Annotated in this window: 12 protein-coding genes; 4 read left to right on the top strand and 8 right to left on the bottom strand. The window is 67.2% G+C overall.

Going from position 1 to position 13,375, the window contains the following annotated elements:
• Window positions 1–79: 79 nt before the first annotated feature.
• The 6 genes from DIE22_RS10390 to DIE22_RS10415 form a co-directional block, all read right to left on the bottom strand.
• Window positions 80–2,419, bottom strand: coding sequence for an EAL domain-containing protein (locus tag DIE22_RS10390; RefSeq protein ID WP_124498076.1), 2,340 nt, complete (start codon window positions 2,417–2,419; stop codon window positions 80–82).
• 218 nt (window positions 2,420–2,637) lie between these two features.
• On the bottom strand, window positions 2,638–3,519 hold the full coding sequence (locus DIE22_RS10395) for a PhzF family phenazine biosynthesis protein (RefSeq protein ID WP_124498077.1): 882 nt from the start codon (window positions 3,517–3,519) through the stop codon (window positions 2,638–2,640).
• A gap of 22 nt (window positions 3,520–3,541) precedes the next feature.
• Window positions 3,542–4,009, bottom strand: a complete 468-nt coding sequence (locus DIE22_RS10400; protein WP_409364633.1) for a RidA family protein — start codon at window positions 4,007–4,009, stop codon at window positions 3,542–3,544.
• A 34-nt stretch (window positions 4,010–4,043) separates the two neighbouring features.
• The gene (locus DIE22_RS10405; protein WP_124498079.1) at window positions 4,044–5,225 is read right to left on the bottom strand and encodes a PLP-dependent aminotransferase family protein; all 1,182 of its coding nucleotides are present in this window, start codon (window positions 5,223–5,225) and stop codon (window positions 4,044–4,046) included.
• 152 nt (window positions 5,226–5,377) lie between these two features.
• Window positions 5,378–6,286 (bottom strand): DMT family transporter, encoded by a 909-nt coding sequence (locus DIE22_RS10410; protein ID WP_124605044.1) that lies wholly within the window; start codon window positions 6,284–6,286, stop codon window positions 5,378–5,380.
• A 53-nt stretch (window positions 6,287–6,339) separates the two neighbouring features.
• Window positions 6,340–7,032: a VOC family protein gene (locus DIE22_RS10415; protein WP_124605045.1), complete on the bottom strand. Its 693-nt coding sequence runs from the start codon at window positions 7,030–7,032 to the stop codon at window positions 6,340–6,342.
• Between the two features lie 230 nt (window positions 7,033–7,262).
• Between DIE22_RS10415 and DIE22_RS10420 the strand changes: the two genes are divergently transcribed.
• The 4 genes from DIE22_RS10420 (at window position 7,263) to DIE22_RS10435 (ending at window position 11,859) form a co-directional block, all read left to right on the top strand.
• Window positions 7,263–8,723: a PLP-dependent aminotransferase family protein gene (locus DIE22_RS10420; RefSeq protein ID WP_124498082.1), complete on the top strand. Its 1,461-nt coding sequence runs from the start codon at window positions 7,263–7,265 to the stop codon at window positions 8,721–8,723.
• Between the two features lie 156 nt (window positions 8,724–8,879).
• Window positions 8,880–10,778 (top strand): molecular chaperone HtpG, encoded by a 1,899-nt coding sequence (gene htpG / locus DIE22_RS10425; protein ID WP_124605046.1) that lies wholly within the window; start codon window positions 8,880–8,882, stop codon window positions 10,776–10,778.
• 8 nt (window positions 10,779–10,786) lie between these two features.
• Window positions 10,787–11,383 carry a chorismate lyase gene (locus DIE22_RS10430; RefSeq protein WP_124605047.1) on the top strand — a complete coding sequence of 199 codons (597 nt, stop codon included), beginning with the start codon at window positions 10,787–10,789 and terminating at the stop codon, window positions 11,381–11,383.
• Window positions 11,383–11,859 carry a DNA-deoxyinosine glycosylase gene (locus tag DIE22_RS10435; protein ID WP_124498085.1) on the top strand — a complete coding sequence of 159 codons (477 nt, stop codon included), beginning with the start codon at window positions 11,383–11,385 and terminating at the stop codon, window positions 11,857–11,859. The genes DIE22_RS10430 and DIE22_RS10435 overlap by 1 nt, the downstream gene beginning before the upstream one ends.
• Before the next feature lie 97 nt (window positions 11,860–11,956).
• Here DIE22_RS10435 and DIE22_RS10440 read toward each other — a convergent pair whose 3' ends face one another.
• Complete coding sequence (locus DIE22_RS10440) at window positions 11,957–12,544, bottom strand: hypothetical protein (RefSeq protein ID WP_124498086.1); 588 nt, start codon at window positions 12,542–12,544, stop codon at window positions 11,957–11,959.
• A gap of 33 nt (window positions 12,545–12,577) precedes the next feature.
• Complete coding sequence (locus DIE22_RS10445) at window positions 12,578–13,138, bottom strand: hypothetical protein (protein ID WP_124605048.1); 561 nt, start codon at window positions 13,136–13,138, stop codon at window positions 12,578–12,580.
• Window positions 13,139–13,375 lie beyond the last annotated feature (237 nt).

Consider the following 13,375-nt stretch of genomic DNA (forward strand, 5'->3'; position numbering starts at 1 on the left):
TAGTAAACGAACTAAACAACCGGATTGGAAGCCGAAACAATCGGTGTGCCGCGCAACACGTGCGGTGCGTGTTGCGGGCTCAGGCGCCCGTGCTGCCGGTTGCGCGGTGCGTGAGGACGTTCGGCCGGTCGCCGCGCACGCCGAAGCGCGCGATCAGCGCGGGGATCGCGTCGGCCGGCACGGGGCGCGAGAACAGGAAGCCCTGGGCTTCGATCTCGCCGAGCGCGGACAGCCACGCGACCTGCTCCTCGGTTTCGGTGCCTTCGACGACCACCGTCAGGCCGAGCGAGCGCGCGAGATGCACGATCGACGACACCATCACGCACACGCTGCGATCGTTCGGGATCGCCTGCACGAACGAGCGGTCGACCTTCAGCGTATCGACGGAGAACCGATGCAGGTACGACAGCGACGAATAGCCGGTGCCGAAATCGTCGAGGGCGATCCGGATGCCGAGCTTCTTCAGCGCGACGATCTTCTCGGACACGAGCTCCGGATATTCCATCATCGCGGTCTCGGTGATCTCGAGTTCGAGGCGGTTCGCGTCGATGCCGGTGTCCTGCAGCGCCTGCGAAATCGTCTCGATCAGGTCGCCGCGCCAGAACTGCACCGGCGAGATGTTGATCGCGAGCGTCAGCGTGTCGTGGCCGTCGTCGCGCCAGCGCGCGATCTGCGCGCACGCGGTGCGGATCACGAAGTCGCCGATCGGCACGATCAGGCCCGTCGATTCGGCGATCGAAATGAATTCGTTCGCGGAGATGATCCCGTGCTCGGGGTGGTCCCAGCGTGCGAGTGCCTCGAAGCCGGTGATCGTGCGGTGCGTCAGGTCGATCTTCGGCTGGTACGCGAGAAACAGCTGCCCTTCGGCGAGCGCGACGCGCAATTGCTGTTCCCAGCGCATCAGGTGGTCCGCGCGGTGCGACAGGTGCGGCGCGTAGAACTGATAGCAGTTCTTGCCGGCGTCCTTCGCGCTGTACATCGCGAGGTCGGCCTTCTTCAGCAGATCGATCTCGCTTTCGTTCGCAACGGTGTGCAGCGCGATGCCGATGCTCGCGTGCAGCACGAACGAACTGCCGCGCACGTCGAACGGCGCGCCGAACATCCGGATGATCGCTTCCGCGAGCCGCACCGCGCGCCGTTCCACGTCGTCGCCCTTCATCACGACCACGAACTCGTCGCCGCCGATGCGCGCGAGCGATCCTTCGTCGCCGACGGCATCCGACAGGCGCGACGCGGTCATCTGCAGCACGATGTCGCCCGCGTTGTGGCCGAGCGTGTCGTTGACGGTCTTGAAATTGTCGAGGTCGATGAACAGCAGGCCGAGCCGCGACAGGCTGGCCGGCATCGCCACGTCGTTGCGCAGCCCGCGCAGCGTCGCGTAGCGGTTCGCGAGGCCGGTGAGCAGGTCGTATTCGGCGAGCTGGGTCATCTCGCGCTCGCGGCCGAGCAGCTTGCCGATCAGCCCCGTCGCGACGCTGAAGAACGCGAGCATCGCGAGCGTGATGAAGCTCGTCATCAGCAGGTAGACGTTGCGCGTGTGGTAGTAGTCCGCGAATTCCTCGGTCTGCGACAGCCCGACCATCACCGCGAGCGGGTAGCCGTCGAGGTGGCGGTACGACACGATGCGCGTCACGCCGTCGATCGGGTCGATGATCGTGCCCGTCACGCGCTCGGCGATCGGGTAGACGCCCGATGCGGAGAACGCACCCGGTGCGTTGTTGAGCGAGCCGGTGCGCCGCGCGAGCACGGCGCCCGTGTCCGACACGACGGAGATCACGCCTTCCTTGCCGATCGCCGCGTTGTTGTAGAAGTCGTTCGTGAAGTAGCTCGGGTCTTCCGACACGACGACGATGCCCGCGAAGCTGCCGTCCGGGTTGTTCAGGCGCCGCGTCATCTGCAGCGTCCAGTGGCTCGACACGCGGCCGAGCACGGGCTTGCTGATGTACAGGCGGTCGTCGTTGTGCGCGAGGTGGACCTTGAAGTGCTCGCGGTCGGCCAGGTTGATCGGATGCGGATGGCGTTCGGCCGTGTTCGCGAACAGGATGCCCTTCGCGTTGACGAGCGAGACCTGGATCAGCGTGTCGCTCGGCACGACGCCTTTTTCGACCGTGCTCGCGAGGTTGAAGCGCGCAGGCGATTTCTCGAATTCGAACTTGACGAAGCGGGTGATCTGGTCGACCTGGTGGATCGCCTTGACCGTGTGCTGTTCGAGCGCGGACGACAGGATCGCCGCGGATGCCGCCGCTTCCTTGTACGCGCTGTCCTTTTCGACCGACAGCCGCGCGATGATCACCGCCCACAGCAGCGCGAGCGCCAGCATCCCGAGCAGCGGGATCGCGAACAGCGCGCGGCGGCGCGACTTGCGCGGCGCGCGTAGCGGTCGGTTCGGCGGCGTGTGGTTTGACCGGGCGGAGCTCATCGAAGAGGGCGGCGTCCTGCTCGCGTGCGCCACCCTCTCAGGATGGGCGGCTGTGGTTGGGGTCGCACCGGCGTCTGTTCGTTCGCGGGATGCGCAACCATGGACAGACCCGCCGAAGCGACGGATTAGGCCCGATATTACTGGCTGGAACGTTTTTGCGATAGCCGGGGGAACCGTAGGGCGCCGGCCGGGCCGGCGCCATCGCACATGGCGAAACGTCAGACGGGTGCCTGGAACGTGCCGTCCACGATCGTCACGACGTGGCCGCCGATCCAGATCGTGCCGTCGTCGTCATAGCGGACGGCAATGCGGCCGTCGCGGCCGATCGCCGTGCCCTGGCGGGCCGTATAGGACGTGCCGGGGCGGCGCTGCTGGCGGCTCAGCAGCCCGGCCAGCGCGGCGTTCGCGCTGCCGGTGACGGGATCCTCGCCGGTGCCGAAACCGCCGCCCGTCATCAGGCAGCGAATTTCGAACGTCGCGGGGCCGCCGTCGGGGTGGGGCGCGTACGCCGCGAGACCGTGCGCGCCGTAGCGGTGGGTGATGGCCTCGAGCGCGGCCGGATCGGGTGCGAGGCCGAGGCAGGCCTCGGCCGACGCGAGCCGCACGACGAGCCACGGCGCGCCGTTGTCGACCGCGCACGGTTCGGCATCCGGATCGATCGCGTCGCTGCGCAACGCGGCCGCCAGCGCCGGGTAGTCCGAACGGTCGAGCGGCGTGAACCGCGCCGGCGGCGCGGCAAATGCCCAGCCATCGGCCTGATCGCGCAGTTCGACCCGGCCGACCCCGCATTGCTGGATCAGCCGGCCCGGCGTGCGCGGCCGCGCGCCGCTTTCCAGGAACGCGTGCGCGGTGCCGAGCGTCGGGTGGCCGGCGAACGGCAGTTCGCCGCCCGGCGTGAAGATCCGGACGCGGTAATCGGCCTGCGGATCGGTCGGCGTGCACACGAACGTCGTTTCCGACAGGTTCGTCCAGCGGGCGATCGCGAGCATGTCGTCGTCGCCCAGCGAGTCGGCGTCGAACACGACGGCGAGCGGGTTGCCCTTGAACGGCACCGACGTGAAGACGTCGACCTGCTTGAAGCGGACGCGGCGGCGGGTCATCGTGACGGTCGTGTTACGCGACTCACGCGACTTCGGCGATCAGCTCGATCTCGACGCACGCGCCGAGCGGAATCTGCGCGACGCCGAACGCCGAACGCGCGTGCTTGCCTGCGTCGCCGAACACGTCGGCGATCAGTTCCGACGCGCCGTTCGTGACGATGTGCTGTTCGGTGAAGTCGAGCGTCGAGTTGACGAGGCTCATCAGCTTCACGATGCGCGTGACCTTGTTCAGGTCGCCGGTGTGCGCGTGCAGCGTCGCGAGCAGGTCGATCGCGATCGAGCGCGCGGCCGCCTTGCCGTCTTCCGTCTGCAGGTCGGCGCCGAGCTTGCCGGCCCAGACCTTGCCGTCCTTCTTCGCGATGTGGCCCGACAGGTAGACCGTGTTGCCGCTTTGCGCGCTCATCACGTAGGCGGCAGCCGGTGCGCCGGCGGTCGGGAGCTCGATGCCGAGCGACTTCAGCTTGTCGTAGACGTTAGCCATGTGTTCGATTCCTCGTAGAGAGTCGTGACAGGGAAAAAGGGGATCAGAGACGCTCGCGCAGCAGCTTGCCGAGGCGTGCGACGCCTTCCTCGATCTTCTCCGGCGGCACCGTCACGAACGACAGGCGCAGCGTGTTCTGCTGCGGGTCGTTCGCGAAGAACGGCGCGCCCGGCACGAAGGCGACATGGTTGGCGACCGCGGCCTCGAGCAGCTTCATGCTGTCGATCTGCGCGGGCAGGTTCACCCAGATGAACATCCCGCCGTCCGGGCGGTTCCACGTGACGCCTTCCGGCATGTGACGCGCGAGCGACGCGAGCATCGCTTCGCATTGCGCGCCGTACAACTGGCGGATGGTCGGGATGTGCTCGTCGAGGAAGCCGTCCTTGATCACTTCGTGCGCGATGCGCTGCGTGAGCGTCGGCGTGTGCAGGTCGGTGGCCTGCTTGGCCTGCACGAGCTTGAAATGGAGTTCCTCGGGCGCAATGATGTAGCCGATCCGCAGGCCCGGCGCGAGCACCTTCGAGAACGTGCCGAGGTGCACGACGTGGTCCGGCGCCATCGACAGCATCGTCGGCAGCGGCTCGCCCTGGTAGTTCAGCGCGCCGTACGGGTCGTCTTCCAGCACCGGGAACGGGCTCGTCTGCGCGAACGCGGCGAGTGCGCGGCGGCGCTCGACGGGCAGGCGGCGGCCGGTCGGGTTCTGGAAGTTCGGCTGCGCGTACAGCAGGCGCGCGCCTTGCGTGAGGTCGGGCGTGAGGCCTTCGGGCAGCAGGCCCTGCTCGTCGGTCGGCACCTGCACGTAGCGCGGCTCGTACAGCGAGAACGACTGCAGCGCGCCGAGGTAGGTCGGGGTTTCGACGAGGATCGGGCTGTCCGGGTCGATCAGCGCCTTGCCGAGCAGGTCGAGCGCCTGCTGCGAGCCGGTCGTGATCAGCACCTGCGACACGCGCACGCTGTAGCGCTCGGCGATCCATTCGCGCAGCGGCAGGTAGCCTTCGGTCGCGCTGTACTGGAGTGCGGCGGCGGGCGCATCGCGCAGCACGCGGTCGGCCGCGTCGCGCATGCGTTCGGCCGGGAACGTCGAGGGAGCGGGCAGGCCGCCTGCGAACGAGATGACCTCGGGGCGTTCCGTGACCTTCAGGATCTCGCGGATCGCCGAGCTCGTCAGCTTGCGGGCGCGTTCGGAAAGCTGCCAGTGCGGCGGATGCAGGTCGCTCGGATTCATAGTCTCCTCGTTCGGATATCGTGGTCAGTCAAGAAAGGTCGGTCAGGCAGATCGCGTCGACGCGGCCGGGTGGGCATGCGGGAGCGCGATCGGGCCGTCGCGGCCGGGTGGGCAAAACCGTTCAGGCAAAACGATCATTATGGCGCACCTCATCAACCGGCGCGAGCGGGACGCGGGGCCGTGGCCACCGCCGAGCGCCGGCCGAGCATCACGGTCGCGATCACGGCGGCCGCGAACAGCCACGTCGACGGCGTCACCGTTTCGCCGAACAGCAGCGCGGAAAAGGCGATCGTGAAGAAGATCTGCAGCAGCTGCACCTGGCCGACGCGCGCGATGCCGCCCATGGCGAGCCCCGCGTACCACGCGAAAAAGCCGATGAATTGCGAAAAGAGGGTCACGTACCCGAAAGCGAGCCACGTGCGCAGCGCGAGCGGGGCCGGGTGCGCGACGTGCTGCATCCACGCGAGCCAGCCGACCGGCAGCACGAGGAACGGCGCCGACACGACGAGCGCCCAGCAGATCACCTGCCAGCCGCCGATCTGGCGCGCGAGGCGCGCGCCTTCCGCATAGCCGAGCGCGCCGATGCCGACCGCGACGAGCATCAGCGCATCACCGGCCTGCACGGTGCCGCCGCCGTCGCGCAGCGCGAACGCGATCACGAGCGCGCTGCCCGCCAGCGCGCTGGCCCAGAACGCCTTCGACGGCCGTTCGTGCGACAGCCACGCCGCGTACAGCGCGACGAACAGCGGCTGCAGCCCGTTTACGACCGCGCCGTGCGACGCCGGCACGGTTTTCATCGCCCATGCGGAGAACACCGGGTACGCGATGATCACGCCGGCCGATACGACCGCGAGGCTTTTCAGCTGCGCGCGCGTCGGCAGCCGTTCGCGGCGCCACCACAGCAGCAGGCCGGCCGGCACCGCCGCGGCGAGCGCGCGGCCGAGCCCGTTGAGCAGCGGATTGAGTTCGGAGACGACGATCCGCGTCATCGGCAGCGTCAGGCTGAAGATCATCACGCCGATGAGGCCGAGCAGCATGCCCCGGGTTTCGCGCGAATTCATGGACTGGGTGTCTCCGTATTGCAGGGTTCGTGTAATCGAGGGGGGCCGGGCGGTCAGCGCAGCGTGCGTGCCCCGTGCGGCGTGTCGAATTCTGCGACGAGCGCGGGCGGGCCGTCGCCGGTTTCGAGGTCGAGCAGATGGCCGGCGCCGAGCCAGTCGAGCTGCTCGCGGACCGTATCCGCACGCGGGTGGATGCCCTTGAGCGTCTTCAGTGCGACGCCGTCATTGCGCAGCGATTCGGCTGGATGGCGCGGGCTGTCCCACTGGATCAGCGACGGCACGAGGCCGTCGCCGGCGCCTTGCCACGCGGGGAACGCGCCGTCGTCGGGCACCGTGAGGCCCCAGCTCAGGTCGCCGCGCCGCATCGCGACGACCGGCGCGATGCGGTTCGGGTACTGGCTCCGCCACAGCGCAAGCTGGCGCGGGCGGTCGACGCGCGCGACCCAGTGTGCGAGGAACGGGCCCTGCGCGAGGCGTGCGTGCATCGCCGGGTCGTCGAGGGCAAACAGCCGCGCGCGCGGCGGTGCGGCATCGTCGCCGGTGGCGGGGGCGTCGGGATCGATCGCGATCACTTCGAGGTACAGGCCGCCCCACGCGCCGAACAGCGCGTTATGGGTGCGCATCAGCGGGTGGCGGCCGCCGCCGGCCGGTTCGATGCCGAGCGCGTCGGCGACATGGCGCACGCCGTCGTCGAGCGTGCGCGCGGCGATCACGAGATGGTCGAGGGTCAGGGAGCGGGCTGGCATGAACGTCGGTCGGGAAGCGCAAGTGTCATGGTGGGCGGGCGAAGCGCCGGGCCGTTGCGCGGCCGGCCGGTGCCCGGGCCGCGATGCACGCCCGGCGGTGCCGCCCCGCGTGCGGCAGGGCCGGAACGGCGGCCGCACGATCGCCATTGCGGTCAACTGTAATCGTCGGCACCGGCACAGTAACGGTACAATCGGCGCGATAGCCTTCGGTACAGTTCGAGCCGCCGCCCATGTCCACCGTCCCTCTCGCCCAGATTCCCGCGCCGCATGATACGGCCACGCTCACGCTCGTCGACCAGCTTGTCCAGTGGGCGCGGCGCCGCATCGACGAACGCGTGTTCCGGCCCGGCATGCGGATGCCGTCGATCCGCAAGCTCGCGCTCGACAAGAGCGTGTCCCGCTTCACCGTGGTCGAGGCGTACGAACGGCTCGTCGCGCAGGGCTACCTCGACTCGCGGCGCGGCTCGGGCTTCTACGTGCGCGAGCGCACGGCCGCCGGCCCGCAACCGGCCGACAACGTGGTGCGCGTGGCCGAGGCCGCGCCGGTGCACAACACGATCGACGTCGTCTGGCTGCTGCGCAACATGCTGCACACCGTCAGTCCGGAAAAAGGGCCGGGTCTCGGCTACCTGCCGGGCCGCTGGCTCGACGGCGAGCTGATCACCGGCGCGCTGCGTGCGCTCGGGCGCCAGTCCGGCGCGCAGATGCTCGGTTTCGGCACGGCGCAGGGCTTCCTGCCGCTGCGCCAGCAATTGCAGACGCGGCTCGCGGAAGTCGAGATCGGCGCGAAGCCCGAGCAGCTCGTGCTGGTGTCGGGCATCACGCAGGCGATCGACCTGATCTCGCGGATCTACGTGCAGCCCGGCGATGCGGTGATCGTCGGCGATCCCGCGTGGTTCCAGATGTTCGGCCGCTTCGCGTCGCAGGGCGCGCAGCTCGTCGGCATGCCGTATACGCCCGACGGCCCGGATCTCGACGCGCTGGAGACGCTCGTGCAGATGTGGCGGCCGAAGATGCTCGTGATCAATTCGGTGCTGCAGAACCCGACCGGCACGTCGCTGTCGGCCGCGCAGGCGTTCCGGATCCTGAAGCTCGCGGAGGCGTACGACTTCCTCGTCGTCGAGGACGACGTGTACGGCGACCTGTGCCCGCCGAGCTATCCGGCGACGCGACTCGCGAGCCTCGACCAGTTGAAGCGCGTGATCTACCTCGGCAGTTATTCGAAGACGCTCGCGGCGAATTTGCGGGTCGGCTATGTCGCCTGCGCGCCGGAGATCGCGAAGGCGATCACCGACCAGAAGATGCTGGTCGGGATGACGACGCCGGAGCTCAACGAGCGCGTGCTTTACAAGATCCTGACCGAAGGGCATTACCGGCGCCACGTCGAGCGGCTGCGCGCGCGGCTCGACGGCGTGCGCGACAAGACCGCGCGGATGCTCGAGCGCACCGGGCTGCGGCTCTTCACGATGCCGGCGGCCGGGATGTTCCTGTGGGCCGACACGGGCGTCGATTCGGACGCGCTCGCGGCCGCCGCGCACGAGGAAGGGTTCCTGCTGACGCCGGGGAGCCTGTTCTCGCCGCAACAGTCGTCGTCGACGTGGACGCGCTTCAACGTCGCGAACTGCGGCGATCCGGCGCTGCCGGGCTTTCTCGCGCGCTATATCGAGTCGGCGGCGCGGCGCGCGTCGTGATGGGGCGGCACGCCGCCCCTTGAAATCCGGCCGCCCGTCCCCAGATACCGGCGCAAACCGCTTGCGCCAGGCGGTCGTCCTTGACGGGCCCGCCGGCATCGCGCGCCGGGCGCCCGCGCCACACCATTCAAGTTCAAGTAAGAGGAAACAGCATCCATGGCACACGAAACGATGAGCTTTCAGGCAGAGGTCAAGCAACTCCTCCACCTGATGATTCATTCGCTCTACAGCAACAAGGAAATCTTCCTGCGCGAACTGGTGTCGAACGCGTCCGACGCGGCCGACAAGCTGCGTTTCGAAGGGCTCGCGGACAACGCGCTGTACGAAAGCGATCCGAACCTGCGCATCCGCATCGGCTTCGACAAGGCCGCACGCACGATCACGATCGACGACAACGGCATCGGCATGAGCCGCGACGAGGCGATCGCGAACCTCGGCACGATCGCGCGTTCGGGCACCAAGGAATTCTTCACGAAGCTGTCCGGCGACCAGCAGAAGGATGCGGCGCTGATCGGCCAGTTCGGCGTCGGTTTCTACTCGGGCTTCATCGTCGCCGACAAGATCACCGTCGAGACGCGCCGCGCCGGCTTGCCGGCGAACGAAGCCGTGCGCTGGGAAAGCGCGGGCGAGGGCGATTTCACGATCGACGCGATCGAGCGCGCGCAGCGCGGCACGGCGATCACGCTGCACCTGCGCGAAGGCGAGGATGAACTGCTGTCGTCGCATCGCCTGAAGTCGATCATCCAGAAGTATTCCGATCACATCGCGCTGCCGATCCTGATGCAGAAGGAAGAGTGGGATCAGGAAAAGGGCGAGATGGTCCTGAAGGACGAGGACGAGACCGTCAACCAGGCGAGCGCGCTGTGGACGCGTTCGAAGAGCGACGTCACCGACGAGCAGTACACGCAGTTCTACCAGCACATCGCGCACGACCACCAGGATCCGCTCACGTGGACGCACAATCGCGTCGAGGGCCGCAGCGAATACACGCAGCTGCTGTTCGTGCCGGCGCACGCGCCGTTCGACCTGTGGAACCGCGACTACCGCGGCGGCCTGAAGCTGTACGTGAAGCGTGTGTTCATCATGGACGACGCCGAGCAACTGCTGCCGCAATACCTGCGCTTCGTGAAGGGTGTCGTCGATTCGGCCGACCTGCCGCTGAACGTGTCGCGTGAAATCCTGCAGGAAAGCCGCGACGTGAAGGCGATCCGCGAAGGCGTGACGAAGCGCGCGCTGTCGATGCTCGAGGAACTCGCGAACGCGCAAGAGGATGCCGGCAAGGAGAAGTACAAGACGTTCTGGAGCGCGTTCGGCCAGGTGCTGAAGGAAGGCCTCGGCGAGGATCACGCGAACCGCGAGCGCATCGCGAAGCTGCTGCGCTTCGCATCGACGCACGGCGACACCGACGCGCAGGACGTGTCGCTCGCCGACTACGTGTCGCGCATGAAGCCCGAGCAGAGCAAGATCTACTACGTGACCGCCGATACGTGGCAGGCCGCGAAGAACAGCCCGCACCTGGAGGTGTTCCGCAAGAAGGGTGTCGAGGTGCTGCTGCTGACCGATCGCGTCGACGAATGGATGCTGTCGTTCCTGCATGAATTCGACGGCAAGCCGCTCGCGAGCGTCGCCCGTGGCGATCTCGACCTCGGCGAGCTGAACGACGAGGAAAAGAAGGCGCAGGAGCAGGCGGGCGAGGCGATCAAGCCGGTTGTCGAGAAGATGAAGGAAGCGCTTGGCGACAAGGTGAAGGAAGTGCGTGTCACGTTCCGGCTGACCGATTCGCCGTCGTGTCTCGTCGCGGACGATAACGACATGAGCGGCTACCTGCAGCGGATGCTGAAGGCGGCTGGCCAGAACGCGCCGGCGATGCAGCCGATCCTCGAGATCAACCCGGAGCACGCGCTCGTGAAGCAGCTGAACGCCGACGGCGCCAATTTCGGCGACTGGTGCCACCTGCTGTTCGACCAGGCGTTGCTGGCCGAAGGCGGAATGCTGGATGATCCGGCGAGCTTCGTGAAGCGGACCAACGCGCTGCTGCTGTCGCGCACCGCGTGAACGCGCGGATGCGATTCGACGGTGCGCGGGCGGGCTGGCGCGAGACGCCCCGGCCCGGCTGCACGCTCGACCAGCGCGACTGGCTGACGCGCGGCGGTTCGCTGACCGCGCATCTCGCGCGGCTCGGCAGCGTGAACGTGCGCGTGACGCGCGAGGCCGTCGACTGTCCGTGGTTCGACGAGCCGGACGCGCTCGACACTGCGCCGCGCGCGCCGATGTGGGTGCGCGAGGTGATCCTGTCGGTGGACGGCACGCCGTACGTCGCCGCGCACAGCATCGCGCCGCTCGCGGCCAGCAAGGGCGTTTGGCAGGCGATGCGGCGGTTGCGCACGCGGCCGCTCGCGGAGCTGCTGTACAGCGATCCGCAGGTCGAGCGCTCGGTGCTCGTCAGCCGGCGCGTGATCGCCGGTCATCCGCTGTATACGCTCGCGAGCCATGCGTTGCAGGGTGCGCGGGCGCCCCATGCGTTTGCCGCGCGGCGCTCGGTGTTCCAGCGGCACGGCAAGCCGCTGATGGTCACCGAGTGCATGCTGCCGGCGCTGTGGCGGCATCTCGATGCGCACGGCGACGGGCCGGGGTCCGCCGTGCCGCGCGGAGCCGTGTGATGCTGCAAGGCTTTCCGCCGGTCGTCGCGCCGCATACGCACACGATGATCCTCGGCAGCTTTCCGGGCGAGGCGTCGCTCGATGCCGCGCAGTACTACGCGCATCCGCGCAATCAGTTCTGGCGGTTGCTCGGCGCGGTGCTCGGCGAGCCCGGGCTGCACGAGCTGGCTTATGAAGTGCGCCTCGAGCGCGTGTTAAAGCACGGCATCGGCATCTGGGATGTCCTCGATGCGTGCCATCGCCAGGGCAGTCTGGATTCGGCAATCCGCAACGCGAAGCCGAACGACTTCGCGTCGTTGCGCGAGCATGCGCCGTTGCTGAAGAAAGTGTGTTTCAACGGCAAGACGGCGGGGCGCTTTGCCGACGTGATCGGCCAGGCCGGGTACGAGACGCTCGTGCTGCCGTCATCGAGCCCGGCGAATGCGATGCTTTCTTTCGATCAGAAGCTCGTCGTTTGGCAGGGAATCCGCCGCTGACCGCGGCGGCGAATGCGCATTCCAGGATCGGTAGCACCGCGATCGCCTCGGTTGAGGCGCGCGTGGGCAGTGCGGCGCAGCCGCACCGTGCCGGTACTTACTTTTGCAACTCGGGCGCCTTTGCCAGCGCGGATTGCAGTTTGGACACCGCATCGGCCGTGGCAAGCTGCCCGGCAAGGCCGAAGTTGCGTTTGAATTCGCTGAACTCTGCGTGGCCGGTACCGGTCACGTCCGCGGTGACCACGGTCTGACCGCCCGGGTCCGCGACGGTGCAGGCGAGCGAGACCGAGAAATCCGTGGGCGGCCACGTGAACGGGCTGGGGGACGACGACGTCGTCTTGATCGTCGGCGTGATCACGTAATCGAGATGCTTGGCCTGAATCGTTGCTGCGTCGGGCGCACTCTTGAGCTTGGTCACATTCTTGAATACGTGGCCGAGACCGATGTAAATCGGCAATTCAAGGTCGTGGTATGGGCGATAGCTCACCTTGTCGCCTCCCCCGCCGGGCGTAATCACTTCCCGCGACAACTGATCATCCGTGATGACAAGACCCACCGTCTTGTCGAGTGGCGGTGCCGACAGGGCCGGAATTTTGTTCGCGTCGCCGGTCAGCGAAATTTCGTGCGCGCAGCCGGATAATGCCGCGACCACGGTTGCGGCTGCAATCATTCGAATCAATGCCATTGTGCTGGGTCTCTCGTAGCGTGGTGGGTAACGTTATTGAATTGCCTCGAGGAAGGCGGGATCGGCGTATAGCTCGCCGAGCAACTTCTGTACGGCGAGCGGATATTCTTCGCGTGCTTTCGGTACGGCAATCATTGCCGCGAACGCCGAATCCCATTGCGTGCGCGCGGATTTGACCTTGTCGTAGCGCACAGCGCCGGCGCGCATCACGATAAAGCGCGCCGACAGTCTCGCGGCGCCGGTTGCCATGCCGACGTCGATGTCGTTTTCCAATAGCGTCGCCTTGATCTCGACATCGCTTTGCGGCGAGAGCTTGCCGGCCAACAGCAATTCCTTCGTCATGGCGTCGGCAAGATAGGCGCCGAACGAATCCCCAACCGGGGATTTCATCAGGTTGGCGCGCAACGGGACCGGGTACCGATTGGTGGTATCCGCATGGGATTCGAACGTGCCGATTTTCGCGTGTGCCGTAGCGGCGTTCTTGAGCGACTGGATATTGTCGACAGCAGGGGAATACGGCGGAGCAACCATCGAGCAAGCGGCCAGTAGCACAATTGGCGTGATCAGGCCGACTGTACGGACAACGTTGCGCATATTTGAACTACCTCTGATTATTAAAATCGGCTTACACGGGGACTGTAAAACAATGCGGCCCGATGCGCGATCGGCGGATGGGCACCTGAGGTCTTGTCTGGTGGAATTCGATTTTGGCCTCCGTTCGGGAATATCGGCACGGAACCGCGAATCTTGAATGAACGGAAACGACGCACCGGGTCCAGGGCGGGCAGGCGAGCCGAGGCGGTTCCGGTTCGATGTCGAATCGGCCGGATC

The sequence above is a fragment of the Burkholderia sp. Bp9142 genome (genome assembly GCF_003853415.1).
Lineage (GTDB): Bacteria > Pseudomonadota > Gammaproteobacteria > Burkholderiales > Burkholderiaceae > Burkholderia.

What these genes read in the sequence shown, in the direction of transcription:
- DIE22_RS10430 (WP_124605047.1), top strand. Translation starts at nt 10,787, where the DNA reads ATGCGATTCGACGGTGCGCGGGCGGGCTGGCGCGAGACGCCCCGGCCC.
- DIE22_RS10390 (WP_124498076.1), bottom strand. Translation starts at nt 2,419, where the DNA reads ATGAGCTCCGCCCGGTCAAACCACACGCCGCCGAACCGACCGCTACGC.
- DIE22_RS10420 (WP_124498082.1), top strand. Translation starts at nt 7,263, where the DNA reads ATGTCCACCGTCCCTCTCGCCCAGATTCCCGCGCCGCATGATACGGCC.
- DIE22_RS10415 (WP_124605045.1), bottom strand. Translation starts at nt 7,032, where the DNA reads ATGCCAGCCCGCTCCCTGACCCTCGACCATCTCGTGATCGCCGCGCGC.
- DIE22_RS10405 (WP_124498079.1), bottom strand. Translation starts at nt 5,225, where the DNA reads ATGAATCCGAGCGACCTGCATCCGCCGCACTGGCAGCTTTCCGAACGC.
- DIE22_RS10440 (WP_124498086.1), bottom strand. Translation starts at nt 12,544, where the DNA reads ATGGCATTGATTCGAATGATTGCAGCCGCAACCGTGGTCGCGGCATTA.
- DIE22_RS10395 (WP_124498077.1), bottom strand. Translation starts at nt 3,519, where the DNA reads ATGACCCGCCGCCGCGTCCGCTTCAAGCAGGTCGACGTCTTCACGTCG.
- DIE22_RS10435 (WP_124498085.1), top strand. Translation starts at nt 11,383, where the DNA reads ATGCTGCAAGGCTTTCCGCCGGTCGTCGCGCCGCATACGCACACGATG.
- htpG (WP_124605046.1), top strand. Translation starts at nt 8,880, where the DNA reads ATGGCACACGAAACGATGAGCTTTCAGGCAGAGGTCAAGCAACTCCTC.
- DIE22_RS10445 (WP_124605048.1), bottom strand. Translation starts at nt 13,138, where the DNA reads ATGCGCAACGTTGTCCGTACAGTCGGCCTGATCACGCCAATTGTGCTA.
- DIE22_RS10410 (WP_124605044.1), bottom strand. Translation starts at nt 6,286, where the DNA reads ATGAATTCGCGCGAAACCCGGGGCATGCTGCTCGGCCTCATCGGCGTG.